We start from the raw sequence: 25,857 nt of genomic DNA, 5'->3' as shown, positions 1-25,857 counted from the left end.
CGCAAGAATGTGATCGCTGTCACACGAATACAGGGGTGTCGAATATGTGATGGCCGTCACATATCAATGCGCGCACAACGACGATACTTACGTCGCTATACGCTGTGCACATCGATAAATAAATCACGAATGGTCGAGAAACAGATTTCGGGGGCGCCGCTGAGAGTCGCATTGGGTGGCCGGGCACTGCTCACACCGCTTACGGGGATAGGGCAATACGCATTTCATCTCGCGCAGGAATTCGTGCAGCGCGGCCATGAGGTGCGGTTCTTTTACGGCACGCACTGGTCGTCATCGATTGCGTCGGGTAGCGGCCCTTCGGCGGCGGCATCGCACGGCTCTGCGTCGTTGCGCACGCGGATGGCCGGCATGGTGAAACGATTTGCGCGCCGATACGTGCCCGCGGCCTACCGATACATGCCGCATGTCGAACAGTTTCGCTTCGACCGCGGCGTGGGGCGCAATGCGGCGCCGCAGGTCTATCACGATCCGAACTTCATTCCGTTCCGCTTCGACGGGCCAACGGTGATCACCGCACACGATGCGTCGTGGGTGCGTTATCCGCAACATCATCCGGCAGCGCGGCTTGCGCTCCTGCGCAACAACTTTCCGGCGGCGCTCGAACGTGCGGATCGCGTGATCGTCGTTTCAGAGTTCGTGCGCGACGAGCTGATCGCGTGCTTCGGCGCGCAGCCGGAGAAGCTGCGCGTTGTTCACAACGGCGTGTCGGAACGCTTTATGCCCTACACGGCGGCGCAAACGCTCGAAGTGATGTCGCGCTACGAGCTCGTGCACGGACAGTACTTCGCGGCCGTGGGCACGCTGGAGCCGCGCAAGAATCTGCATGCCGCACTCGATGCGCACGCGTGCTTGCCGATGCCCGTGCGGCGCCGCTTTCCCCTCGTGTTGATTGGCGGCGAAGGGTGGCTGACCGAGTCGCTGCACGCAGCGCTGGCAACGTCGTTGAACGACGGCACCGTGCGCAAGCTCGGCTACGTGCCGGACGAGGCGCTGCCGATGCTGACGGCGGGCGCGCTGGCGCTCGTCTATCCGTCGTTATACGAAGGATTCGGGTTGCCCGTCATCGAGGCGATGGCGGCGGGTGTGCCCGTGATCTGCTCCAACGCGCACGCGCTCGTCGAAGTGGCAGGCGACGCGGGACTCTTCCGCGATGCGGACGACATCGCGGGCTTTACGGAAGCGATGCAGATGCTGATCGACGACGCGGCGCTGCGCGCGCTGCTGGTCGCGCGTGGCAGAAAGCGCGCGGCGGGGTTCAGCTGGCAGCGTTCCGCGGAAGAGACGCTCGACGTGTACAGACAGGTAGTCGTCTAGTCCCGCGACCCTACTCGCTTATCCCTCAACCGGAATGCCCATCATGGTTAGCTTCAGAACCAGCGTCGACCACGTCTGGCTGCTGGCACGACAGGAGCTTGTCGACCGTCATCGCGAGAACGCGCTTGGCGCTGCGTGGCTGTTATTGCAGCCGCTCGCGTTCATCGTGTTGTTCAGCACGGTGTTTTCGCACTTCATGCGGGCGCGGCTCGGCGCCGACACGGACCCTTATCTGTACACGGTGTATCTGATCAGCGGTCTGCTGATGTGGAATCTCTTCGCCAATATCGTGAGCCGGCTTGCATCGGTGTATAGCGGCAAGGCGCATCTGATCCGCAAGATCGGCGTGGATCTCTGGATCATGCCGCTTCACATCGTCGTGGCGGAGTGGGCCGTCTACGCAATCGCGATGACGTTCTTCGCCGTCTTCCTGCTTGTGGTCGGTCATCCGCTCAGCAGCCGGTGGTTTCTGCTGCCTGCCGTCGTTCTGCTGGTGAGCGCGTTTGCTTATGGCATCGGCATCATGCTAGGTACGATCGACGTGTTCATTCCCGATGTGAAAAACGTGTTGACCATCGCATTGCAGTTCGGATTCTGGCTGACACCCGTCGTGTACCTCGCCGATATCCTGCCACTGTGGGCGCAGCATGCGATGCATTTGAATCCCGTGTTCTGGGCTGTCGATGCCGTGCACGACATCGTGGTGTGGCATCGCTGGCCGCCGTTCAAGGAGATTGCGGCGCTCGCGGCGACCTGCGCAGTGAGCTTGGTCGCGGGCCGCGCGCTGGTTGGCCGGTTGGGCGCTGAAGTGAGGGACTTGCTGTGATCAGTCACGCATCGGGCCACGCACCCGTGTTGGTGGTCGACAATCTGCGCAAGCAGTTCAACATCTACAAACGCCCGGTAGACCGTCTGCTGCAGGGACTGACGGGCAAGGCGCGCTATCGCCGCCACGTCGCGCTCGACGACGTGTCGTTCTCCCTCGCGCGCGGTGAGGCGATCGGTGTGCTCGGGCAGAACGGCGCGGGAAAGTCGACGCTGCTGAAGCTCATCAGCGGCGTGCTCGAAGCGGACGCGGGCATGATCCGGCGTAACGGCCGCATCACCGGCCTGCTCGAACTGGGCACGGGTTTCGATGCGAAGCTGTCAGGCCGGGACAACATCGCGGTCAACGCGCGCCTGATCGGCATGGCGGGCGACGAGATCGCCGCGCGCCTCGACGACATCATCGCGTTCTCGGAGCTCGGTGAATTCATCGACGCTCCCGTGCGCACGTACTCGTCGGGCATGGTGATGCGGCTGGGCTTTGCGATCGCGATTCACGCGGACCCCGTGTGCTTCATCGTCGACGAAGCGCTGGCCGTCGGCGACGCGCGCTTCCAGCAAAAGTGCCTGAAGCGAATCCGTGCCTTCCGCGATCGCGGCGGCTCCATCCTGTACGTATCGCATGACATCAACTCGGTGAAGCTGCTGTGCAACCGCGCGCTGCTGCTGTCGGACGGCAAGGTGATCTTCGATGGCGCACCGGACGAGGCCGGGCAGAACTACTACCGCCTGATAGCGGGCATCGGCGACGAGACGACGAATGCGCGCAATGCAGAACAGGGATCGTACGGTGCGATGCGCACGCGAATCCGGCAAGTCACGATCGCAAACCGCTTCGGCGTTGGGGACCGGTTCGGTTCGGGCGAGCAGGTGACGATCACGCTGTCCTGCGAATCGTCGCAGGACGCGAATCTGTCGGTCGGTATCCTGATTCGAGACCGCTTCGGCCAGGATGTGTTCGGCACGAACACATCGCTGCTCGGCAAACAAGCTGTATTCCAGCAAGGCGAACACGGCGAGTGCCGCTTCACTTTGCCGCTCAACTTCGCGCCCGGCAAGTACACCTTGACGGTCGCCCTGCATACCGATGACACGCACGTCCACGATTGCCAGCACTGGTGGGACGCAGCGGCCACGTTCGAGATCGCGGGCTTCACACACACGCCGTTTTCGGGGCTGTGCTATGTGCCCGTCGAATTTCAGCAACTCACGGTGGATTCCGCCGAATTCGCAACCACACAATCATGACCAATGCGGCACTCTCCGCTCTTATTGAACGCGTCAAGGCAGAAGCGGCGACGCGCGCGCCGGCGCAAGACGCTTTCATGCAACCTGTTTCACGGCCCTCGGACCTACCGGACGGCCGAACATCACGCGAACGCGGCCAGAAATCGGTGGCGACTGGCGTCGGCATCGAGCGATTCCTGGTGGGAGACGACGATGCCTTCATCGACGAAGCGTACCGCTGCCTGCTTGGCCGTGAAGCGGACGATTCGGGACGGCACAATTACCGGAAGCAGTTGGCCGGTGGCGTGAGCCGTCTGAGCATCGCGGCGAAGCTGCGGCTGTCGGGCGAGGGTCGCAACCGCGCCGTCAACATGGTCGGGCTGAAACCGGCCATGGCGCTCACCGCGCTCGATCGCGCGCTGCGCCGGATGCGCCTCGGCTTCATCTCGCGCGCGGCAATCGCGTGCATCGAGCGGCGCGCGTTGAAGCGCGCCCTGCCGCTGGAATACCGGCGCGCGCTCGAAGCCATGGAGGCGCGCCTTGCGGAGTGCGAGGAAGACATGAAGCTCGTCGTCGAAGCCGCGAGGCGAAGCGCGCCGGAATGGGCACTCGTTTCGCAGGAGGCGATCGATCGCTACTACCTCGCATTCGAAGACGCCAATCGCGGCACGCAGGAAAGCATCACGGCCAAGCTCGGCGTGTACAACGACTGGCTCGGTACGCGCGTGCCAGGACGGCGAGGCTTGCAGCATGCGATCGTCGACATTGGCTGCGGGCGAGGCGAGTGGCTTGCGTTTGTTTGCGCAAAGCGTTTCGACGCGGTCGGTGTCGACGCGAACCCGGTGATGGTCGACCTGTGCAAATCGCGAGGCTTCGACGTCCAATGCATGGATGCGCTCGGCTATCTGCGCACGCTGCCTGCGAAGTCGGTCGGCGCGGTCACGGGCTTTCACATCATCGAACACCTGCCGTTCGATTACCTCTATGCACTCGTCGCGGAATGCAACCGCGTGCTGGTGGACGGCGGCTCGGTGCTGTTCGAAACGCCGAACCCGGAAAACGTGCTGGTCGGTAGCCACACCTTCTATCACGACTTCACCCATCGCAATCCCGTCACGCCGTCCGCGATCACGTTCCTGCTCCAGTACCACGGCTTCGACGACATCGACATCATCCGCAGCAGCCCGTATCCGGAAGAAGCCAAGGTGCCCGGCAACGATCCGCTGACCGAGCGCGTGAACGGGCATCTTTGCGGGCCGCAGGACTTCGCCGTGACGGGACGCAAGGCACGCCCGGCGGGAGCGCTGGTTTGAAGATACTCGTGACGGCGAATCTGGTGCCATTCATTCACGGCGGCGCAACGTATCACATCGACGGCGTCGTGAGCGCGCTGCGGCGGGCAGGGCACGAGGTGGAACTGCTCAAGTTGCCATTTCGCTTCTCACCCGAGGCCGACATCGTTCGCGCCATGGCGCATGCGTCGTCCCTCGATCTCGTGCAGCCCAACGGCGTATCGATCGACCGCGTGATCAGCCTGCAGTTTCCCGGCTATGGCGCGGCCCATCCCGATCACCGCGCATGGGTCATGCACCAGCATCGCGCTGCCTATGAGTTGTACGATCCACAGCGTTCGACAGCGGAATTCGACGCTTTGCGAAAGCAGATCATCGCGTTCGACAACGCGGCACTGACGCGCGCGCAGGCCGTGTTCGCGAATTCGCGCCGGGTGGCGCAGCGCCTGCAGCAGTTCAACGGCATCGACGCGCGACCGCTCTATCATCCGCCCGCGCATACGGAGCACTTCAGGTGCGACGACGCGTTGCCGTATGTGTTTTTTCCGAGCCGGCTCGAAACTCTCAAGCGTCAGCACCTAGTGATTGAAGCGGCCCGGCATATGCGATCGTCGTTGAAGATCGTGCTGGCGGGCGACGGCGGGCAGCGCCAGGCATACGCCGCGTTGATCGAACGCCTTGGCGTGGGCGATCGTGTCGCGCTCATAGGCCACATTACCGAAGAAGAGAAGCGCGCCTTTTACGCGCGCGCGCGGGCAGTCGTGTTCCCGGCTTTCGATGAAGACTACGGCTACATCACGCTCGAAGCGATGCTGTCGTCCAAGCCCATCTTGACCTGCGTGGATGCGGGCGGCCCGCTCGAGTTCGTGCGCCACGGCGATAACGGCTGGATCGAGGCACCCGATGCCGAGGCGATCGCTGCGCGCCTCGACTGGATCGCCGCACATCCGGAAGAAACGGCCGACGCCGGCGCGCGGGCGCGCGAGGCCTGGCACGCAGCGGACATTTCCTGGGAGCGGGTGGTCCAGACCCTGGCCGCCGCCTGAGCGTATCGAATCATGAAAATTGCAATCGTTGCACCGAGTCCGGTGCCTTTCGTCATCGGCGGTGCCGAGAATCTGTGGTGGGGCCTCGTCAATGCGTTCAATGCGCGACGGGGCGTGCAGGCCGACCTGCTGAAGGTGCCGAGCCCGGAGCGGAACATGGGTGAGCTTCTATCGAGCTATCGCCATTTTTCGTCGCTCGATCTGGATCACTTCGACCTGGTGATCAGCACGAAGTACCCGGCGTGGGCGATCCGCCATCGCAACCACGTGGTCTATCTGCAGCACACGCTGCGCGGTTTGTACGACTGCTACCCGCAACGGATGCCGACTACGTTCGATCCCGATGTGCTGCTGTCGCTCGGCATGCCCGCGCGCATCGTGCGGGCGCTCGTCGATTATCGCGCGCAGGATGTCGAGTTCGATGAACTGCTGAGCGCGCTCGACAACGCATTCGCGCGTGCACCCGGTGCGGATTGCTGGGCGTTTCCCGGCCCCGTCACGCGCGCGGCTATCCGGCTGCTCGACGCCGTCGCGATGCGGCCCGACAGGATCGTGCACTACGCGGCCATTTCGCAGGTCGTCGCAAAGCGTGACGGATACTTCCCCGTGGGCGTCGATGTCGCCGTTCATCATCATCCGACCAATCTGCAAGGGCTTGCCGCAGGTCCGCAGCAGACGATTTTCAGTGCGAGCCGGCTCGATCCTGCGAAGCGGATCGACATCATCATCGAAGCGTACAAGGCGAGTCGCGTCGAGTTGCCGCTGCACATTGCCGGCAGTGGGCCCGATGAGGCGCGGCTGCGCGCCGCGGCGGGCCAGCATCCAGGCATCCACTTTCTCGGGCGCGTGCCCGATGCGGTGCTGGCGCAGGAATATGCCCGCGCCGTCTGCGTGCCGTTCGTGCCGCGCGACGAGGACTATGGGTTGATCACGCTCGAGGCCATGCTGGCTGCGAAGCCGGTCATCGCTACGACCGACTCCGGCGGTCCGAAGGAACTGATCGAACATGGCCGTAGCGGTTTGATCGTCGAGCCGCACGCGCGGGCGCTCTCCGATGCGATGCGTCTGCTGTGCAACGACTTGCCACGTGCAAGGGAGATGGGACTGGCGGCGCAGGAGCATGCAGCGAAACTGAACTGGGACGCGTTGTGCACAGCGTTGCTCGAAGGGGCGCAGGCGGCGACAGCTACGCCCGGGAAGGCGTTGGCCCAAGGCAACGGCCCTGCAGCGCCGGCAGTCGTGTCGCGCCGCGCCAAGCCCGTGCTTGGCGTGCTCAATACCTATCCGATTGCGCCCGTCGTGAGCGGCGGCAAACTTCGCCTGCATGGACTGTACTCACACGTAGCCGATGATTTCGATGTGCGCTTCGTCAACCTTGCGGCATCTGATTCAACGCGCCAGGTCCTCCAGTTGAAGGAGGGTTTCAGCGAAGAACTGGTGCCTAAATCGCGCGGCTTCGTCAAACTCGAAGGCGAACTGGGCGCATCGCTTGGTGCGTCGGTGACGGACCTGACGGCAGCGATGCATCCGCGAAGCGCGCCGCAGTGGCTGGAGGCGATCGACCGATTGGCTCGCGTGGCGGACGTGATGGTGTGCTCGCATCCCTATGCGCTGCCCGCGCTGCGCGAGGTTTCGTCCGCTGCGTTCGTCTACGAGGCTCATAACGTGGAGGCCGATCTGAAGCGCGACATCTATGGACGCCATCAGTGGGCCGTCGATCGCATTGCGGCGCTCGAACGGCAGGCGGTTCGTGAAGCCGCGCTCGTCACCGCATGTTCTCCACAGGACGGTGAGCGTTTGCAATCGCTCTATGAGCGCGAGGACGCTGCGAATCTGATTGTGGTACCGAACGGGGTCGACGTGGATGCGATGCCTTTCCGGCAATACGCGACGGCTGCGCAAAGCCGCGCCAAACTCGGCGTAAGCGGGCCGCTGGCGTTGTTCATGGGTAGCGCTCATGGTCCGAACGCCGATGCAGCGCGCGTCATTTTCGAAGCGGCTGCTCAATTGCCGCATGTGCAGTTTCTGCTGCTCGGGTCGGTGTGCGAGATGGTTTCGCGCTGGAACCGTCCGGGCAATATCGGATTGGCGGGCGTCGTCAGCGATGCGGAAAAGCTGTGCTGGCTGGAAGTGGCGGATATGGGCCTAAACCCTGTGGTGTCGGGTTCCGGTACGAATCTGAAGCTGATCGAGTACGCGGCAGCCGGCTTGCCGATCGTCAGTACCGCCTTCGGTGCGCGCGGCGTGGGCTTTTGCGCGGGGCGCGACTATGTCGAGGCGGGCGAAAGCACGTTTGCCGAAGGCCTTGTCGACATGCTGCGGCTCGACGAAGCGTCGCGCGACGCGATGATCCGTGAGGCGCGCTCGGCTGTCAAAGAGAAGGCCGACTGGCCGATGATTGCCCGAGCCTACTCGGACAGATTGACGAGTCTCGTCAAATGAGCGCGCTGGTGTGGCGATTGCCACGCCAGCAACGGTCTCGGGCGGCCGTACGACCCGACACCCTACAAAAACAGGTGGCCGATGGATGCGAGTCCATCTGGCTGCCCGACCAGCGCAATCTCGACGGCATCGGCATGGGTAACATGCTGCGATTGTTCCCGTTGGGCGACTTCGCGCAACAGACCATCGACCAGGTCATACGATTGGTCGAGAAAACCCAGTGCCTCGTGACACAGCGGACTCTCATGGGCCGTGAGTTTTGCAGGCGGATCTACCGGGGAGATTTTGGAGGACATGACAGAGCCTGTAACGGTCGAAGCCGCAGTTTAGCGCATTGGATGACGATTGAAATCAGTATTTCCATGACAGTCCGACCGACGCGCTGCGCACCGAATACGAGAAGATCGGAATCGAGTCCGTGACGCGTTGCGCCGACACTTGCGCATACGCCGACCACGCTTGCGACACTGGATACACGTAGCGAAGCGAGAAGGAGCGCAGTGTCTGTTGACGGGATTCGTTTCCGAAGAAGACGGTGTCGTACGGCGATGCATCTGCTTGCGTGCGTTGCTGATAGATCGCTTCGAGGCGCCCGCCGCGCAGCATGTCATAGTCGAGCTCGAAGTAGGTCGAATAACCGTGACGGCTGCCGCCCGGCCGGCCATTGTGCGGATGGTCCCACGACGGTCCGAACAGGAACAGCAGCGTCGTGCGTGCGCCGATCCTGGCATTGAGCGCCGCACGCGGTTCGGCGCGTAGCGAGTTGTAGGTCGAGTTGCCTGGGTAGACCATGTCGTCGATGGTCAGATCAAGCCCCGCGCGGGCGATCAGCCCAGTGAGCACGGTAGCCGGCGACCAGTAGCTGGCATGCCACACGACGTCGCGCTGATACAGGTGCGTGCCAAGCCACAGCGCGTCCACGACGAATTCATTGCCAAGCTGCCCGTTACGGAGTCCCGTCTGATGGGCGACTCCGAGTGTGGCGACGCGCTGATCGTATGCATGCTCGCGGCGGTACTGGCGGCTCATGAGGCCCGCAATGAGGCTCGCATTCTGCACGCCCGGAATCGGCACACCGCCTTGCAGCGACGATTCAACATACTGGTCACCGTGCGCGAGGCTGGACGGAGCCAGCAGCAGAGAATCGATCGGCGAACCGGGCGCGAAGTTCACGAGCGGATCGGACGGCCCGAAGTTCGCGTTCGACGTGACACCCACCCCGAGCGACGCCGCCGCTTGCGGATGCTTGACGTTCGGCACACAAGGCGAATCGCGATAGAACACGATGAGCTTGCGGATAGGCGCGGGCACGGCGAATTGCTCTTCGATGCGCGCCAGTGTTCGTCGCGTCAGGTCCCGTTCGCCGAGCTGGCAATAGAGCAGCGCGACGTCCAGCAGCGCACCCGCTTCGCGCGGATCGCGGCGTACCAGTTCGTTCAGCAGGCCGACTGCCGTCACGCGGTCGCCGTTGTCGATGGCGGCTTGCGCCTGCGCGCGCAGATCGTCGTTGATGACCTGGTCGAGCGACGCGTCCGCTACTTGCGCGTGCACGGAGGCGGACAGCAGCGCGAGCGCGCCTGCAACGCAGACGCCGCGGCGCAACCGCGCGAAGAAGCTGGAGCGAGGGCGGACCATAAGTGTGGATACGCGCTCTCTCAACCGTGCGGCGCGAGGCGTGCACCGTGCTCGGCGAGCACGTACAGCATTTCGAGCGACGCGTCCGCTACTTGCGCGTGCACGGAGGCGGACAGCAGCGCGAGCGCGCCTGCAACGCAGACGCCGCGGCGCAACCGCACGAAGAAGCTGGAGCGAGGGCGGACCATAAGTGTGGATACGCGCTCTCTCAACCGTGCGGCGCGAGGCGCGCGGCGTGCTCGGCGAGCACGTACAGCATTTCGGGGGTGGCCCGTCCGCGCAACGTCGTTTGCGCATAAGGATGCAGCTTGTGGCGGGTCACGGCTTTGGCGGTTTCCTCGCCAACGAGCAGATCGGTGCCCGCAATCTTCGCGTAGTCCTGCAGACGGGAGGCCACGTTGATCGCGTCGCCGATTGCCGTGTAGGACTGGCGTGTCGTGGAGCCGAGTTCGCCGACGACGGCGCTGCCCGTGTTGATGCCGATGCGCGCGCGCACCATCTGGTCGATGAGAAGCGGATCGTTCGCGAAGTTCAGTGCTTCCAGCTCTTTGAGCATCGCCAATGCGCAATCCATCGCGCGGTCGGCGTGATCGCTTTGTTCGAGCGGCGCGCCCCAGAAGGCCATGATTGCGTCGCCTATGTATTTGTCCAACGTGCCTTGCGTATCGTGCACGCAACGCGTCAAGCGGGTCAGGACCAGCTCGGTCATCGCGACCAGTTGCTCGGGGGTCATCTGTTCGGCGAGCCGGGTATAGCCTTCGATATCGACGAACAGCACCGAAATGTGCCGGCGTTCGGGCTTGAACGCAGTCAGCCCGTGCCGCCGAACGATTTCACGCAGCACGGTCGGCGGCAGATAACGGCTGAAGCGCTGCTCGAACGAGTGGATGGTCGCCTGTGACGAAATCCACTCGACGGGTGCCTGAATCGCGATGAACGCCGCGGCGGGAACGAGCGGCAGCGCGAGCAGATGCACCGCGACAAGCGACGTGCTCAGCGCGATGGCGAGCCACGCGGCCGTCGTGACGACGAGCGCGAGCAAGGCGGCCGGCGCGCGCGAGCGCCGAAACAGCAACGCGAACAGCACGATGGTGACGGCCGTCCAGGCGAGCGGAAGCAGTGCGGAAGCTGCCGGGAAAGTGCCGCTTTCCTGTGCGTCGAGTAGCCACGTGAGGATTTCCGCATGCACGACTGCGGCGGGAAGCCAGGCATCGACGGGTGTAGCGATATGGTCGGTCAGGCCGAGCGCCGATGATCCGACGATCACGTAGCGGCCGCGCAGCAGATCCGCGGGCGCGGTTCCCGTCAGCAGCTGCAGCGCGGGCACGACGTCGAATGCATGGCTGCCGTGCCGGAACGGAATGCGCAACGCGCCGCGCGAATCGACGGGCAGCGATGCGATCGACGGACCGCGCGATGCAGCGCCTTGCGCGCAATGCAGCATCTGCCACCCGAACATCGGATACAGTTCGCCCGCGTAACGGACGACGGGCGGAATGGCGCGTACGACGCCGTCGAAGTCCGCGAGCGGCGTCACGTGTCCCGCGCACACGGAAGGGTCCGCGAAGAAGTTGGCGACATAGCCGGTGGCGAGCGGCGGCGTCCACGAAACGGCAACGGGATTGCGCGGCGCGCTCACCCGTCCGGCACGCGGCGCATCCTCGTCGCGCGACAGGTCGAAGGCCTGCGCGAACACGAGCGGATAGCGCCGCGCGACGGCCAGCAGCGCCGCGTCGTCTTGCGGAGTCGATGCTTCGGGAAACAGGATGTCGAGGCCGACGGCCTTCGTCTGATAGCGATCGAAAAGCGTCTGCGCGAGACGGGCGATGAGCGCGCGAGGCCAGGGCCACGGCCCGACGATCTCGAGCGAATGCTCGTCGATGTCGACCAGCGTGACGCGCGCGTCGGGTTGCTGGACCTGCGTATGTGCCTGACGCCAGTCGTCGAGTGCGAACGCGAGGCGCGCATACGGCTGGGGTTGCCAGCCGGTGGCCAGCAGAGCCGAGAGCAAGGTGGTCAGGGCGAGAATCTTGAGGCGAACGCACTCCAGTTTCGAAGGGCGTGCTAGCGCGCCCACTGTGTCGCTCCCATCGCCGTCGTCTTTGAATCGATGTGCTGCATGAACAGATAGCCCGCCTGAGTGGCCGTTTTGCCCGCGAGCGCGCCGCTGATGGCCGCGGGCGACGCATAGTCGCTTCTGAGCTTGCCGTCGTCGAGCACCGCGCCGCGCCCCGCGATCGAATGCGTGGCGTCGTTCGCGCTCAGATCGAACTGCGTGGTGAAGGCGCGTTTGCCGAAGTCGATAGTGAGGCTCGCGTTGGAGATGGAGCCGGGCACGGCCGCGCCCGTCGATGCATTCAGAACATACGCAGCGGATGACTGCAGGCTGAATCCGAATACGCCTTGCACGGGCATCACCATGTCGGTCTGCGGCGTGCGCGTCATCGCGAACAGCGTGTTGATACCGACCTGGTCGCTGCCCTCTTTCAGCAGGGCATCGAGCGACGTGTCGGCGGGCTGAGCTGCGAGCGCGGCGAAACGGCCCCAGAAGATCTGCTGGGCTTCGGGCCTGGACGGCGCCGGCGGTGGCGTGGCGGGTGCGGGCGGCCCAGCGGGAGCCTGCGGTCCAGGGATCTTGTTCATGAACTGGAGTTCAAGCGGTGCGATGCCAACATCGCCCTGCGCTTGCCCTGTGACGGAATGCGCCGCGTTGTCCTCGTTTTTCTGCGTGGCCGCGCCTTGCGGCGTAACCACTGCGAGGCGGTTTTCGACCAGCAAAGGATGTGCACTGCCGCGATCGACCTGCAGCATCGAATTGCGCTGTTCCGCGAACAGCTGTGCAGCGGCGGGTCCTTCGCAGGGCCCGTTGCCGGACGACAGGCAACTGCCGCCGAGCGGCGTCATCACGATGCCGCCGCTGCGCACGTCGGCACGCGTGATGTCGCTCGAGGTGAAGACGGAAAAGTCCGTGCCGCGGACGCCGAGTGCCGCGACGGGCGTATTGAGCCGGTAGTGATCGCGTGCAGCCTGAGCACCTGCACCGGAAATCTCGCGCATGGTGCCCTTGTGCAGCACCAGTTTGATCACCGACTGCTTTGGTGCAGACCCGTCGTATTGAAAGTGCTCGAATGTCAGCGATGAATCGGGACGCACGCTGATGAAGCCGTGATCGACAGTCGCGATATAGACATAACCGTCTGCGCCCGTTTCAATCGTGTCGCCCTCGGCGATCATCCCGTCCCGTGCGATGGGGGCACTGTGCTGCGCGCTGAGTATTCGCGCGTTCCCCACGACAGCGACTGCATGGCCAACGATGCCATCTATCTTTTCGTTCCTCTGCGCGAGCGCGGTTGTGCATGCAACCGACAACGCAAGAGCCACTACTCTCAGATCAAAGCGTACGCGCATTTTTTCTTGTGTTCTGTACCGTGCCGGTCAGCACGATGGGTCCGCTTTCGATCTTAGCGATGTCACGGCGCCAAAGTGTGATGGCCGTCACAAACTCGCGCAGATGCGCTCATGAATGTGATGGCTGTCACAGATGTTGCCGTTCCTTACCACTATCGTGGCGATGTGTCAGAGACCAGGCGCACACATAATTAATGTCGATCGTAGATTCCAATAAAACCGACGGCGGTACGTTCAAGGCTATCGATCTTCTCAGGCGGCAAAAATTGCTTCGCGGCGTGTCCGACGAGGTGATCGAGGAGACCAGCCGGCACATTCGCTATCGCCGCTATAGCAAGCGAGATTTCGTCGTTCACAAGGGCGATTCGGGGTCCGCGCTGCTGCTGCTGATGTCAGGGCGGCTGCAGGTGATTGCGCTGTCGGAAGACGGGCGTGAAGTCGGGCTCAACTTCGTCGAGCCCGGAGATTATTTCGGAGAGCTATCGATAATCGATGGCGGACCGCGCTCGGCATCGATCATCGCTACGACGGAGTCGGTGGTCGGCTTCCTGCCGAAGCCGCAGGCGCAGGCGCTGTTTTATCGCAATCCCGCCGTCGTCGAGGCGCTTTTGCAGCGGCTGTGCAGGACGATTCGTCAGGCGTCGAACTACCGTTCGATGCTCGGCCTTACGCGCGCCTATTCACGCGTCTACTCCGTGCTCGAAGCATCGATGAAGAAATCCACGGGCGACATGCTGACGATCGAGAATCTGCCCAACCAGCAGGCGATCGCAATCATGGCCAATGTCAGCCGTGAAACGGTGTCGCGTGCGATCCGCTCGCTCGTCGACGGACGCGTGGTCGATCGCGACTATCGCAGGCTGATCGTGCGCAACGTGGATCTGCTCCGCAAGCTGGCGCGTGGCGAGGCAGAACTGCAGCTGCGCAAGGACACGCTGGAAGCGGGCGCATCGCCCGAACGGCGGTCGGCGTGAAGTGACGAGGCACGTTTGATGGACGGCTCACGCCGATTTTTAAGCACACTACGCCCGGGCCGGTCGATCTGGCGATCTGTCGGCAACTGAAATCATGCGTGTTTTACATTTCTACCGAACCTATCTGCCCGACACCATCGGAGGCGCGGAGCAGTCGATCTATCACCTGTGTCGCGCGGGTGCGGACATCGGCGTCGAGAACCGGGTTTTCTCGCTCACACGAAACCGCGACGCCCAGCGCATCGTTCAACTGGAAGGGCACGTGGTGGAGCGGGTGTTCAACCGGATGACGTTCGCTTCGGTAGAACTCTCATGGCGCGCATTGCAGACATTCGACCGGCTCGCGGCGCAGGCAGATGTCGTCCACTATCACTTCCCATGGCCGATGGCTGACATCGCGCATCTGGCGCGGCGCGTCGACCGCCCGTCCGTCGTCACGTATCACGCCGACATCCAGAGGCAGAAGGTTCTGCTCGCACTGTACCGGCCACTGATGCGGCGCTTTCTCGCGAGCGTCGACAGGATCGTCGCGACGTCGCCCAATTACGTGGCGACGAGCGAGGTGCTGCGCGAGTATCCCGGCAAGGTCGAAGTCGTGCCGCTCGGTCTTGGACGTGCCTATTACCCGGCGCCCGACGATGCACTGATGCAGGCCTGGCGCGAGCGGATCGGCACGCCGTTCTTCCTGTTCGTCGGCGTGTTCCGCTATTACAAGGGCCTGCCCGTGCTGATCGAAGCGATGAAGCGCACGGGCTATCCCGTCGTGTTCGTCGGCGATGGCCCGCTGGGTGCTGAAATCCGCTCGCTCGCCGTTATGGGCGGCGTCACCAACGCGCACTTCACGGGCGTGATATCGGAGGCCGACAAGATTGCCTTGATCGCACTCAGCCGGGCGATGGTGTTTCCATCGCCGAACCGTGCGGAAGCATTTGGGATGTCGCTGCTCGAAAGCGCGATGCTCGGCAAGCCGATGATCTCGTGCGAGATCGGCACAGGGACGAGCTACGTGAATCTTCACGAGGAAACAGGCATGGTTGTTCCGCCGAACGACCCCGACGCGCTTGCGAACGCGATGCGGCGCCTGTGGCAGGACGATCGTGCCGTCGAACAGATGGGGCGTCGCGCCGCATTGCGATTCGAGGACCGGTTCAGCGCGCATCGCACGGCCCAAAACTATCGGCGAATTTATGAAGCGGTGATGGCGGAGCACGGCGCGAACGCACCCGCTTCGGCCCCGCGCCAGGGACAACTGTCAAAACGCTACGAGGAACTCTCCGACGTGGCAACCGAGAGGCAATAATCAACATGAACCATCCGTCAGTTCCGGAATCCATTCGCGATGTGATTTCCGGCATGTCCGATGCCGCCGCAGCCAGAGCACCGCAGATCCTGCCCGTCGTGCTCGCGGGCGGGTCCGGGACGCGGCTGTGGCCGCTGTCGCGCGAAGCGTATCCGAAGCAATTGCTCGCGCTGATCGGCGAGCGATCGTTGCTCGAAATGTCCGTGTCGCGTCTGGACGGAATCGCGACCCCGCAAGCGAAACGCGGCGTGGTGGTGTGCGCCGATGAACATCGATTTCAGGTGGCGAGACATCTCGAAGCGAGCGCGCGGGAATGGCAGACGATCGTCGAGCCTGTCGCGCGCAACACGGCGCCTGCGCTCACGCTTGCCGCGCTGTACGCGACGGCTGACGGCGCGGACCCGGTGCTCGTCGTCACACCCGCCGATCACGCAATCGACGATGTGCCTGCCTTCGAGCGCGCCGTGCGGGGCGCCGCAATCCTCGCGCAGGAAGGGAAGGTCGTCACGCTGGGTGTCGTTCCCACTCGCGCGGAAACGGGATACGGCTATATCGAAACGGGCGCGGCTCTCGATAGCGCGGCGGGACATGGCGCGCGCGCACTGGCGCGCTTTGTCGAAAAGCCCACTTGCGAGACGGCGGAAGCGTTTGTCGCGTCCGGCAAGTACTGGTGGAATGCGGGTATTTTCGTCGTGCGCGCATCGGTCTGGCTCAATGCGATCGATAAGGCGCACCGCGATATCGCGCACTCGTGTCACATGGCCTGGATGCGGGCGACGAGGGAAGGCGACGCGTTGCGTCCGGATGCAGAGCGCCTCGCGACATGTCCGAGTGATTCGATTGATTACGCCGTCATGGAGCGCCTTGCCGATTGCGGAATCGACGGAGCCGTTGTGCCGCTCGAAGCAGGATGGAACGATGTCGGCGCATGGGATGCCGTGTGGGACATTCTTCCAAAAGACGACGCAGGCAACGTTACGCGAGGCGACGTGCTGCTCGCGAATGCGTCCAGAACCTACGCACACTCGGAAGACCGGCTGATTGCGTGCGTCGGAACAACGGACCTCATCGTCGTGGAGACGGCCGATGCTGTTCTCGTCGCCGATCGCCGGCATGCTCAGGAGGTCAAGGCGATCGTCGGCGGCATTCGCAAGCGAGAACGGACGGAAGCCGCGCATCATCGCAAGGTGCAGCGTCCCTGGGGCTACTACGATTCGATCGACAAGGGTGCGCGTTATCAGGTCAAGCGCATCGTGGTGATGCCGGGCGCGACATTGTCGCTCCAGCTGCACTACCACCGCTCGGAACACTGGATCGTGGTGAGCGGTACGGCACGCGTCACACGCGGCGAGGAAACGTTCGTGCTGGAGGAGAACCAGTCGACTTATGTGCCCATCGGCGTGAAGCACCGGCTCGAGAATCCGGGTCGCGTGCCGCTCGAAATGATCGAGGTGCAATGCGGCTCTTATCTCGGGGAAGACGACATCGTGCGCTTCGACGATCGGTATGGGCGCCAGTGACGGATACGGGCGTTCGCGCTATGAGGCACGGCGAAGCGTGAATTCATGAACAGTTGCCGCCATGTGTCTGGAATTGCGTGTCAACAATCATTCATTCAGGTGATTTAATGGATTCGTATCGGGATCTGGTCGCGCGGATGGCGCAGCTGGAAGTGGAAATCGAGAAGTCGCGTAAGGCAGAGACCGCCGCTGCGATAGACGATATCCTGCAGAGGATGGTGGAATATGGCATTACGCTGGATGACATCGGCCAGCGCGCGAAGCAGGGCGTCCAGCGCGCTCGCGCGCGAGTGATGCCGAAATACCGCGATCCGGTGAGCGGAGAAGAGTGGTCAGGACGCGGCAAAGCCCCGAGATGGATACGGGATCATGCCGACCGTGCCCGCTTTTTGATCTGACAGGCGGGCGTTATCGTTGCCGATAGCTCGCAACATCGCGTCTGTCGATGGCGGCGCGGGCTGCGTTTCGATAGGTACGCCGACGATTGCAACGTCTACGTCGTAGCGAAGGCGCTGGTCAGCGGATGATGGCGCGGCCGACAGGCTGCCATGCCGGCCGCCTCTAGCTAAAGGTCAATAAATCGAAGGGCGCCGTCGCGCGCCCCCGAAGCACGCGGGAAGTTTCAGGCTTTACCTCGCGCGAAACGTAATTCCGCCTGCCTGCTGGAGACGTGCATCACCATTTCAGCACGCGTGTTCACACTCATCCCGCATCCCAGCTCGCCCGCAAAGCCAAACTGCACCGATCCGCCGACGAAACGCGGTACATGTGTGCGACAGGCAACAAACACGCAAGCGCGATGCGTGCGAAAAATCAGACATTGCACACCCTGCGCGCCCACGACGAAAGAACTGGGCGACCCGCTCATCAGCGGATTGGGATCGTAAGTTCCGCCGACCCGGCCGTTTGCATCAACTTCGATCTTCAGCATGTGGATGGCATCGCGCACAACAGCTTAGGGTTTTTGGCATGTCTGCTGATATGAGATCCGTCCAGCGGTTCCCCGCACCGTGCACGCGTTGCGGCGGCATGCTGTATCAGCATGTCGCGTTCTGCCCGTATTGCGGCATCAGTCAGCCGCTCGCGGGCGCGCAGCCGAGGCGCGCGGAAACCCAGCTACGGGCAGTCAGGAAGCCGCCGTCGCCGGTCGCCGATATCGGTCACGACGACACTTCTGCGCCCGAAATCCGCTGGTCCGATTTCCCGGAAACGCTGCCCGACATGCAACGGCCGTTCTGGCGAAGATCGACGCGTCGCATCGTGACGGGCGGTGCGATCGCGCTCGTGTTGATCGTCGCGCTCGCCTGGTTCGGCGTTCAGCGCTTTGGCGCCGGCCACCGGAACGATGACTTTGTCGAACCGGTGAAATCGGGCATGAGCGGCACGAACAGCGCGTTGCCGTCCAACACGGTGTCCTTAGGCGTGGACGCATCTGCGCGCACGAACAATCCCGCTGCGATGACGGGTGCAGGCCCCACCTCGACGCAAAATGGCAATGACGTGTCTGCCGCATTGGGCACCGCACGCGCCAGTCTCGGGCAGAAGAATCTGACGGCGGCGAAGGCGGCCGTCGCTGAGGTGCTGGCCGTTGCGCCTCGCGATGCCGACGCGTTGCGGATGCAAAGCGACATCGCGGATCGCGAGAACGAGCGCGATGCTGCATTGCGCGTCGCGGCCATCTGCGCAAAGGATGGGCTCTGGACTTGCGTGGTGAAGCAGGCGAATCAGGCGCTGGCCGTCGACACAAGCAGCAAGGAGGCGCAGGTTCTGCTCGAGCACGCAATCGTTTCCAATGGCTGGAGGCCGGCTTCGGACAGCGAACCCGCGCGCGCGGCCGCGCCCTCACGGCGCGGGCAGCCGCAGACGCAGCAGCGTGTCGCGAAGAATGTGGCGATATTGCCGACACTGCCGCCGTTGCCACCCGGCACACCTAGCGACAGCGCGACTCGCTCAAGCGCAGATGCCGAGACTCCTCGCACGCAAGCCACAGTCGATCCGTATCCCCCTGCGTCTGTCTCTACTGGCGATGGCGGCGATGCCAATGCGCCCGGCGTTCAACAGTAAAGAACCCGCACGAGGCGCGTTCTACGCGGGATGTACGCAGCGCTCGCTAGATTTCCCAATCCCATTGCTGTTCCTCGCGTTGTTCTGCCGCGAGCCGACGGCTACCTTCCTGGGAAATGACCACATGACTGGACGCTTCGATCGGCATGAGAACGGCTTTCTCGATGCGCGGATTCGAAGGCGGCTTTTGCCTGGCTTCTTTCACGTAGTCCGAAAGAGACTGAAATCGACGTACGGCATGGATGGAGTTGGTCATGATTTCACCCAGGAAGCTTCACGATGTTCTGCGTTGTTTCACTCACCGGCGATGCTTCGGGCAGTCTAGGCGCGCGCTACCAGAGGGGCTGTACGCCGTCGCACAGAACAGTGCGCAATGCGTCTCGGCATGAATGAACGGCGGATGCGCTCGTGGAGAAATGAGCGATCGTTTTCCTGAACTCGATTGGCGTACTGAAGCGCCGCGCGACAAGACTTGGCCTACGCAGTGCAAGCGATCAACCGGTTCTATCCAGGATCTCGTTCGCCAGTTCGACCTCGCGCGAGAACGATCCTTCGTCGGATGCCTTGGCGGTCTGAACCCGGCGACTATGCGAATTCCTGTGCTTGCGCACGCTGTTGCTCAGCTCGGAGATGATTTCCGACGCGGCGTGAATGATCTGGTTGAAATCGAAACCGGCATTGGTCATTTCGCGGTAGAACGATTTCGCGAGGATCTTGGCGATCTGATTCGTGTTCTGCGCCGATCCCGCGATGATTTCCCGCACGGTCTTTTCCGACGACCGGGTCAACGCCGCCTGCGTGAAGCGGGATTTCATCAACTGCTGGATCTGATTGGCGTGAAGTGCCTTCACGACCAGTAAGGTGAGGTTTTCCAGCAACCGCAGATCATCGGCGCTAAAGCACGACTTGTGCAGCGGCTGATGCGCGTGGACGATCCCGATGGTCTTTCCCCGCAGGAGCAGCGGAGCGCAGATGCTGTCGCCAGGGTGTGGCCTGGCAACTGCTTCGATCGTGGTCGCATCAACGGCAACAGTCGCAGGTTCGAGGACCATGGCGAATGGACCACGAGCGGCGCTTTCACGAACATTCAACACGTCGGAGCCGCCGGTGTCGCCGAAGCCGACGCGCTGGTTGAGACCGGTTTCGGCGGCCTGTCGTTGGTTCAGCAAATGGATCGCGCAATGGCGCGCATCCAGTGTCTTCGCGACGATGGAGGACAGTTCAGACAGGAGTTCGTCCGGGCTGCTCGCGTATCCTATGTCGCCAAGCGGCTCACAGATTTTCACGCTATCCGAGTTATGCATCGCTCTTCCCCAGGATTTGAATCGGACGCGCGCTCGCGTGGCATGCGCAAGGCCGCCCAACACGGCTGCCTGCGATCGATGACGATGGACCTGACCGATTTAACCAACAAAACGGCAGGCCTTAAGTTCGTGCCACCACATTGCGCCCCGTTTCGACCGGCAGTGCCTTTCGGGACGACCCCAGCGTGCATGAGCGGGCGCCTTCTGGACCTCGCCAGACAGTGTTTTCATAGAAAAAACATAGGGTTACGCCAATTTAGATAATTCGCCCATACCTCCTTGAATTTGTAATTGCCCGTCCATATAATTAGCACTCACTGCACGAGAGTGCTAACAACATCGCCGGTTGGCCCCCGCCAGCTGGTATTACCTCAGCGTTGTTCTCAGTCCCATTCAAGAGAGGATCTATCCATGAACCTTCGTCCTTTGCATGATCGCGTGATCGTCAAGCGTCTGGATCAGGAAACCAAGACCGCATCGGGCATCGTGATCCCCGACGCAGCAGCAGAAAAGCCGGATCAAGGCGAAGTGCTGGCCGTCGGCCCGGGCAAGCGTGACGACAAGGGCAACCCGATCGCGCTCGACGTGAAGGTCGGCGACCGTGTCCTGTTCGGCAAGTACGCTGGCCAGACCGTCAAGGTCGACGGCAGCGAACTGCTGGTGATGCGCGAAGAAGACATCATGGCCGTTGTCAACAAGTAAGTACTTGTTCCGGTTCATCATTCTCAAGAATTCAAGGAGTTAGAAGATGGCAGCTAAAGACGTCGTATTCGGCGATTCCGCCCGTGCCAAGATGGTCGAAGGCGTGAACATTCTCGCCAACGCAGTGAAGGTCACGCTGGGTCCGAAGGGCCGCAACGTGGTGCTCGAGCGCAGCTTCGGCGGCCCGACGGTCACCAAGGATGGTGTCTCGGTGGCGAAGGAAATCGAGCTGAAGGACAAGCTCCAGAACATGGGTGCGCAAATGGTCAAGGAAGTCGCTTCCAAGACCAGCGACAACGCCGGCGACGGCACGACGACGGCAACGGTTCTGGCGCAGTCGATCGTTCGCGAAGGCATGAAGTACGTCGCATCGGGCATGAACCCGATGGACCTGAAGCGCGGCATCGACAAGGCCGTCGCAGCAGCAATCGAAGAGCTGCGCAAGATCAGCAAGCCCTGCACGACGAACAAGGAAATCGCGCAAGTCGGCGCGATCTCGGCGAACAGCGACACGTCGATCGGCGATCGCATCGCTGAAGCGATGGACAAGGTCGGCAAGGAAGGCGTCATCACCGTTGAAGACGGCAAGTCGCTGCAAGACGAACTCGACGTCGTCGAAGGTATGCAGTTCGACCGCGGCTACCTGTCGCCGTACTTCATCAACAACCCGGACAAGCAAGTCGCCGTTCTGGAGAACCCGTTCGTGCTGCTGCACGACAAGAAGGTCTCGAACATCCGTGATCTGCTGCCGGTTCTCGAGCAAGTCGCGAAGGCTGGCCGTCCGCTGCTGATCATCGCTGAAGACGTCGAAGGCGAAGCGCTGGCTACGCTGGTCGTCAACAACATCCGCGGCATCCTGAAGACGGTTGCTGTCAAGGCTCCGGGCTTCGGCGACCGTCGCAAGGCCATGCTCGAAGACATCGCTATCCTGACGGGTGGCCAGGTCATCGCTGAAGAAACGGGCCTGACGCTCGAAAAGGCGACGCTGCAAGAGCTGGGTCAAGCGAAGCGCATCGAAGTGGGCAAGGAAAACACGACGATCATCGACGGCGCTGGCGAAGCAGCGAACATCGAAGCGCGCGTCAAGCAAGTGCGCACGCAGATCGAAGAAGCGACGTCGGACTACGACCGTGAAAAGCTGCAAGAGCGCGTGGCCAAGCTGGCCGGCGGCGTGGCAGTGATCAAGGTCGGCGCAGCGACCGAAGTCGAAATGAAGGAAAAGAAGGCACGTGTCGAAGACGCACTGCACGCAACGCGCGCAGCTGTGGAAGAAGGCATCGTGGCTGGCGGCGGTGTTGCACTGATCCGTGCACGCAGCGCAATCGCTGGCGTGAAGGGCGACAACGCTGACCAGGACGCAGGTATCAAGATCGTTCTGCGCGCAATGGAAGAGCCGCTGCGCCAGATCGTCACGAACGGCGGCGAAGAAGCCAGCGTCGTGGTGGCAGCAGTTGCTGGCGGCACGGGCAACTACGGCTATAACGCAGCAACGGGCGAGTACGGCGACCTGGTGGAAGCCGGTGTTGTCGACCCGACGAAGGTGACGCGCACGGCACTGCAGAACGCAGCTTCCGTTGCTGGCCTGCTGCTGACGACGGACGCCGCCGTCTGCGAACTGCCGAAGGAAGATGCACCGATGCCTGGCGGCATGCCCGGCGGCATGGGCGGCATGGGCATGGACATGTAATTCCAGGCAACTGGATGGCATGCGGGAGGCGCGTCGAAAGGCGTGCTTCCCAAAAGAAAAACCCGCAATGCGGGTTTTTTTATGCGCGCGGAAATCGTGAAAAAAATTGCGCGGCATTCGCGCCGCGCAATCTTCAATTGAATCTTGATTTAGACGGAAGCCGCATGTCACGGCTTCGTTTCATTTCAGTGCCGCGCTTCGCCCGGCGACGTATCCGATCCGCCCGCGATAGGCACTTCGTCCTCGCTGCTTCTCGCCCAGAAGAACCGGTCGGGAAGATAAGCGCCCATGCCCGGCCGGAACGCCGCCTGGGTGGCCTGGAACAGATACTCCTGCGCTTCGCGCACCGCTTCGGCGGGTTCCTGGCCATTGGCGAGCAGCGCGGCAATCGCGGCGCCAAGCGTGTCCGTGATGCCCATGATCCGCTGCTGCCCGCGGTCCCACATGTCCTGCCGCACCTGGCCGTCCTCGCTGAACAGCGTGTTGACGAGCCTGTGCGTGCCCGTCTCCGTCGACAGGATGTATTCGCAGCCTTGCGACAGCAGATGCGAGATTGCGGCGTCGAGCGTCGGCGCCTCGGCGTCGCCGTCTGGCTGCGCGAGCGCGAGCAGCGCAGCCGTGTCGGCGACGAGCAATGTGGTTTGCGGCGCGAGCAGGTCCGCAATGGCTTCGCGCAGTTCGTCGGCGGCGAGCACGTGTTCGTCGTCGAGCGTGAAGTCGGGTGCGAGGATGAGCGGAATGTCGTCGTAATCGGCGACGACTTCGGCAATCGCGCTGACCACTTCGGCGCGCGTCGCGGCCCCGACCTTGAAGGCGGCAATGGGCATGTCTTCCAGCAGCATCCGCGCCTGGGTTGCGACGACTTCGGGATCGAGCCCGGTCACTTCGTCGCAGCTCGCCGAGTCGCGCACCGTATAGCCGGTCAGCACGGACACACCGTGGCAGCCCATGCTGGCAAGCGTCATCAGGTCGGCTTGCAGGCCGGCGCCGCCCGTCGGGTCGGACAGGCCGAAGGTGAGAACGATCGGAGGGGTGTCGCTGGCCATGAAATCGTATGGATCGGTGAGCAAAAATATCGATGAGCCGGGCTTGCGCTCGTTGCACGCGCCGTGCGGCCCGGCAAACGGCTCAATTATGCGGCCTTATGCGCGGCTGAGGCATTATTTCGCATCTGTCGGCGGGCCGCGCCACACATAACGCTGCCAGCCGGATGTGCCGACGGCGCTCGGACCCCTCATCCGCTAGGCATGGGGGCGGCAACACGGTACCATCATGGCTCCCGTTTCCACGGACTTTTCGACGCGACTCAAGAATGGAATACAAGAGCTGGATGTGCCTGATCTGCGGCTGGATCTACGACGAACAAGCCGGTTTGCCAGATGAAGGAATCGCGCCGGGCACGCGCTGGGAAGATGTTCCCATCAATTGGACCTGTCCCGAGTGCGGCGCGCGCAAGGAAGACTTCGAGATGGTGGAGATCTGATCGATCCATCCGGTTTGGGTGGCGAGCATGGCACGCCCGCCGCGCGAACGCAGTCGATCCGTAATGAATCGAATTCGCGCGGAACGGAACGTCCGCGCTGACAGCTTGTCGCAAGATTGCTTGTCACCGAGCTTTTCCCGCGGTTCATGGCGTGGCAGGAGCGGCAGATGCTTTTCGCATGCGACGCAACTGACGAATGCGGGGCACGTGCGCCGTCGTGCGGAGCGTCCGTCGCGAGTAGTTGTGATCCGGGCGCAGTCTCCGCTGTTGCAATGACGTTTCCGGAATTGCCTGACGTTGTCTGAGAGAGCCGCACCGCTTCTTTTGCGCGGTCGCTGGCTCTGCAGTTGCTTACTTTCGCCAATCGGCGGTTTGGGCGGCGCCGTCATGTGCCGCGTGAATGCCGGCGTTTCCGCAGCCTGCCCATGACTCTTCGATCCGCATCGCCCGATACGCTCGACGCTTTACCGAACCCCCGTGGCGGCGCCGTGCGTCCCGCGGAGCAGGCCATCGCGGACGCACTCGACGCGTTCGAGCAGCGTCGTGACATGACGGCGCAACTGTTGACGGCGGGGCGCGCACTACGCGAAGCGGGCTGGATCTCCGCGCAGCGTTTCACCGACGCGCTCCTGCTCGTGTCGCCGATGGCCGCCAGCGGGCTTGCCGAAGAGGCGCCCGCGCGCGCCACGTTCGGCGCGGCACTGCGCGCGTTCCGCGCGTCGCTCGAACGGCGCAATTTGCGAGAACTCGGCTGTTCGACCGCGCTTTTCTCGCACTATCGCGCGCTCAGCACACATATCGCGCAACATACGCCGGGCTACAGCGTGACGTTCGAAGACGTCGCGCTCGCCGGTCGGCCGATTCCGCCTGTGTCACTGCGCTCGCAAAACGCCGCGCGACTCGCGCAACTGCGCGCCCGCTACGAGCAGGCGCTGCTGCCCGTGCTGCGCTCGAAGGGCGACGTAAGCACGAGCGCGGTGGCGGCCGTCGTCCACGCTGCCGTCGACGATCTCGACAACTGCCTCGCCGAACTGACGGGCCCTGATCCTTACGATTTCTGGCGGCTTGCGTCGGCGTGCGCGCGCGCGTTGCGCTCGGGCGGGCGCGCTGTAGAAGATGTCGACACGCGCCGCTTCTATGCGCGCTGCAACATCGCGCTGGCGGACGAGGAACGCGGCATTCCCCTTGCGCCGCGCTCGCTGGTGCGCTCGACGCTCGCGCTGTTGTGGCGCGACTATGCGCTGTTCGGCGCCGCCGCCGAGGACACCGACCACGTCGAACTGTTGCGCGATTACGGCCTGACGGCCGACTGGCATATCGCGGGTACACAGGCATCGGAGATGTTGTGGGAAGCGGGCGCGCATCAGGCGGAGACGCTCGCGGCGCACGTCGGGATGACGCGCGAACTGGGCGTGCTGACGGTCAACGCCAACGCATACGAAGATTTTCTCCAGACCGCCGACGCCGCGATCGCCGCGCTCACCGATCACGCGCGTGCCGCCGGCAATCCGCAGAAGGCGGACCCCAGCGCCGCGCTACAGGCGGGCGACGCTGCGTACCGGCTGGGCGCGGCCGCGTCGGCGCTCGGGCTCGGACCAGATGGGCTGGCTCGC

General features: G+C 63.2%; 24 protein-coding genes. 15 read left to right on the top strand and 9 right to left on the bottom strand.

The features are described from left to right. Positions 1–129: 129 nt before the first annotated feature. From H3V53_RS20515 to H3V53_RS20490, 6 genes are all read left to right on the top strand, one after another. Positions 130–1,335, top strand: a complete 1,206-nt coding sequence (locus tag H3V53_RS20515) for a glycosyltransferase family 4 protein (protein WP_336599522.1) — start codon at positions 130–132, stop codon at positions 1,333–1,335. 43 nt (positions 1,336–1,378) lie between these two features. Beyond that, positions 1,379–2,161: an ABC transporter permease gene (locus H3V53_RS20510; RefSeq protein ID WP_336599521.1), complete on the top strand. Its 783-nt coding sequence runs from the start codon at positions 1,379–1,381 to the stop codon at positions 2,159–2,161. After that, complete coding sequence (locus H3V53_RS20505) at positions 2,158–3,408, top strand: ABC transporter ATP-binding protein (RefSeq protein WP_336599520.1); 1,251 nt, start codon at positions 2,158–2,160, stop codon at positions 3,406–3,408. The genes H3V53_RS20510 and H3V53_RS20505 overlap by 4 nt, the downstream gene beginning before the upstream one ends. Before the next feature lie 179 nt (positions 3,409–3,587). Further along, positions 3,588–4,700, top strand: a complete 1,113-nt coding sequence (locus H3V53_RS20500) for a class I SAM-dependent methyltransferase (RefSeq protein WP_336599519.1) — start codon at positions 3,588–3,590, stop codon at positions 4,698–4,700. Then, positions 4,697–5,725 (top strand): glycosyltransferase family 4 protein, encoded by a 1,029-nt coding sequence (locus H3V53_RS20495; RefSeq protein ID WP_336599518.1) that lies wholly within the window; start codon positions 4,697–4,699, stop codon positions 5,723–5,725. The genes H3V53_RS20500 and H3V53_RS20495 overlap by 4 nt, the downstream gene beginning before the upstream one ends. Positions 5,726–5,737: 12 nt before the next feature. Beyond that, positions 5,738–8,167: a glycosyltransferase family 4 protein gene (locus H3V53_RS20490; protein ID WP_336599517.1), complete on the top strand. Its 2,430-nt coding sequence runs from the start codon at positions 5,738–5,740 to the stop codon at positions 8,165–8,167. 62 nt (positions 8,168–8,229) lie between these two features. On the opposite strand, the gene H3V53_RS20485 is transcribed toward H3V53_RS20490, so the two are convergent. The 5 genes from H3V53_RS20485 to H3V53_RS20465 are packed head-to-tail and all read right to left on the bottom strand — an operon-like array spanning position 8,230 to position 13,036. Further along, entirely contained in the window at positions 8,230–8,463 is a 234-nt protein-coding gene (locus H3V53_RS20485; RefSeq protein WP_336599516.1) for a hypothetical protein, read from the bottom strand. 55 nt (positions 8,464–8,518) lie between these two features. Further along, positions 8,519–9,802, bottom strand: a complete 1,284-nt coding sequence (locus H3V53_RS20480; protein ID WP_336599515.1) for a tetratricopeptide repeat protein — start codon at positions 9,800–9,802, stop codon at positions 8,519–8,521. Positions 9,803–9,822: 20 nt separating this feature from the next. Next, positions 9,823–9,990 carry a hypothetical protein gene (locus H3V53_RS20475; RefSeq protein WP_336599514.1) on the bottom strand — a complete coding sequence of 56 codons (168 nt, stop codon included), beginning with the start codon at positions 9,988–9,990 and terminating at the stop codon, positions 9,823–9,825. A gap of 20 nt (positions 9,991–10,010) precedes the next feature. Then, entirely contained in the window at positions 10,011–11,879 is a 1,869-nt protein-coding gene (locus H3V53_RS20470) for a CHASE2 domain-containing protein (RefSeq protein ID WP_336599513.1), read from the bottom strand. Continuing rightward, entirely contained in the window at positions 11,867–13,036 is a 1,170-nt protein-coding gene (locus H3V53_RS20465; RefSeq protein WP_336599512.1) for a FecR family protein, read from the bottom strand. Before H3V53_RS20465 ends, H3V53_RS20470 begins: the two co-directional genes overlap by 13 nt. A gap of 368 nt (positions 13,037–13,404) precedes the next feature. Between H3V53_RS20465 and H3V53_RS20460 the strand changes: the two genes are divergently transcribed. The 4 genes from H3V53_RS20460 to H3V53_RS20445 all read left to right on the top strand — a co-directional run bounded on the left by H3V53_RS20460 (position 13,405) and on the right by H3V53_RS20445 (position 17,402). Further along, on the top strand, positions 13,405–14,184 hold the full coding sequence (locus H3V53_RS20460) for a Crp/Fnr family transcriptional regulator (RefSeq protein ID WP_336599511.1): 780 nt from the start codon (positions 13,405–13,407) through the stop codon (positions 14,182–14,184). Positions 14,185–14,278: 94 nt separating this feature from the next. Further along, positions 14,279–15,484 carry a glycosyltransferase gene (locus H3V53_RS20455; RefSeq protein WP_336599510.1) on the top strand — a complete coding sequence of 402 codons (1,206 nt, stop codon included), beginning with the start codon at positions 14,279–14,281 and terminating at the stop codon, positions 15,482–15,484. A 5-nt stretch (positions 15,485–15,489) separates the two neighbouring features. Beyond that, on the top strand, positions 15,490–17,004 hold the full coding sequence (locus H3V53_RS20450; protein WP_419539524.1) for a mannose-1-phosphate guanylyltransferase/mannose-6-phosphate isomerase: 1,515 nt from the start codon (positions 15,490–15,492) through the stop codon (positions 17,002–17,004). A 77-nt stretch (positions 17,005–17,081) separates the two neighbouring features. Continuing rightward, positions 17,082–17,402, top strand: coding sequence for an H-NS histone family protein (locus tag H3V53_RS20445; protein ID WP_336599509.1), 321 nt, complete (start codon positions 17,082–17,084; stop codon positions 17,400–17,402). A gap of 224 nt (positions 17,403–17,626) precedes the next feature. Here H3V53_RS20445 and H3V53_RS20440 read toward each other — a convergent pair whose 3' ends face one another. Next, positions 17,627–17,935, bottom strand: a complete 309-nt coding sequence (locus H3V53_RS20440; protein ID WP_336599508.1) for a hypothetical protein — start codon at positions 17,933–17,935, stop codon at positions 17,627–17,629. Between the two features lie 98 nt (positions 17,936–18,033). Here H3V53_RS20440 and H3V53_RS20435 point away from each other — a divergent pair, with 98 nt between their 5' ends. Further along, positions 18,034–19,068, top strand: a complete 1,035-nt coding sequence (locus H3V53_RS20435; protein WP_336599507.1) for a hypothetical protein — start codon at positions 18,034–18,036, stop codon at positions 19,066–19,068. A 46-nt stretch (positions 19,069–19,114) separates the two neighbouring features. Here H3V53_RS20435 and H3V53_RS20430 read toward each other — a convergent pair whose 3' ends face one another. Further along, positions 19,115–19,324: a hypothetical protein gene (locus H3V53_RS20430; RefSeq protein ID WP_336599506.1), complete on the bottom strand. Its 210-nt coding sequence runs from the start codon at positions 19,322–19,324 to the stop codon at positions 19,115–19,117. A 238-nt stretch (positions 19,325–19,562) separates the two neighbouring features. Beyond that, complete coding sequence (locus H3V53_RS20425) at positions 19,563–20,372, bottom strand: GAF domain-containing protein (protein WP_336599505.1); 810 nt, start codon at positions 20,370–20,372, stop codon at positions 19,563–19,565. Between the two features lie 411 nt (positions 20,373–20,783). On the opposite strand from H3V53_RS20425, the gene groES reads away from it, so the two are divergent. Next, complete coding sequence (gene groES, locus H3V53_RS20420) at positions 20,784–21,074, top strand: co-chaperone GroES (RefSeq protein ID WP_054919320.1); 291 nt, start codon at positions 20,784–20,786, stop codon at positions 21,072–21,074. A 46-nt stretch (positions 21,075–21,120) separates the two neighbouring features. Continuing rightward, positions 21,121–22,761 (top strand): chaperonin GroEL, encoded by a 1,641-nt coding sequence (gene groL, locus H3V53_RS20415; protein ID WP_054919321.1) that lies wholly within the window; start codon positions 21,121–21,123, stop codon positions 22,759–22,761. 185 nt (positions 22,762–22,946) lie between these two features. Here groL and H3V53_RS20410 read toward each other — a convergent pair whose 3' ends face one another. Next, positions 22,947–23,807 (bottom strand): bifunctional hydroxymethylpyrimidine kinase/phosphomethylpyrimidine kinase, encoded by an 861-nt coding sequence (locus H3V53_RS20410; protein WP_054919323.1) that lies wholly within the window; start codon positions 23,805–23,807, stop codon positions 22,947–22,949. A 266-nt stretch (positions 23,808–24,073) separates the two neighbouring features. Between H3V53_RS20410 and H3V53_RS20405 the strand changes: the two genes are divergently transcribed. After that, positions 24,074–24,244, top strand: a complete 171-nt coding sequence (locus H3V53_RS20405; RefSeq protein ID WP_054919325.1) for a rubredoxin — start codon at positions 24,074–24,076, stop codon at positions 24,242–24,244. A 425-nt stretch (positions 24,245–24,669) separates the two neighbouring features. After that, positions 24,670–25,857, top strand: a 1,188-nt coding sequence (locus H3V53_RS20400) for a FimL-related protein (RefSeq protein WP_336599504.1), incomplete at its 3' end; no start/stop codon positions are given.

Source organism: Paraburkholderia bengalensis (genome assembly GCF_037126505.1).
Classification (GTDB): domain Bacteria; phylum Pseudomonadota; class Gammaproteobacteria; order Burkholderiales; family Burkholderiaceae; genus Paraburkholderia; species Paraburkholderia bengalensis.
The sequence above is the reverse complement of the archived record's forward strand: the minus strand, read 5'-3'. Positions and strand labels throughout refer to the sequence as shown.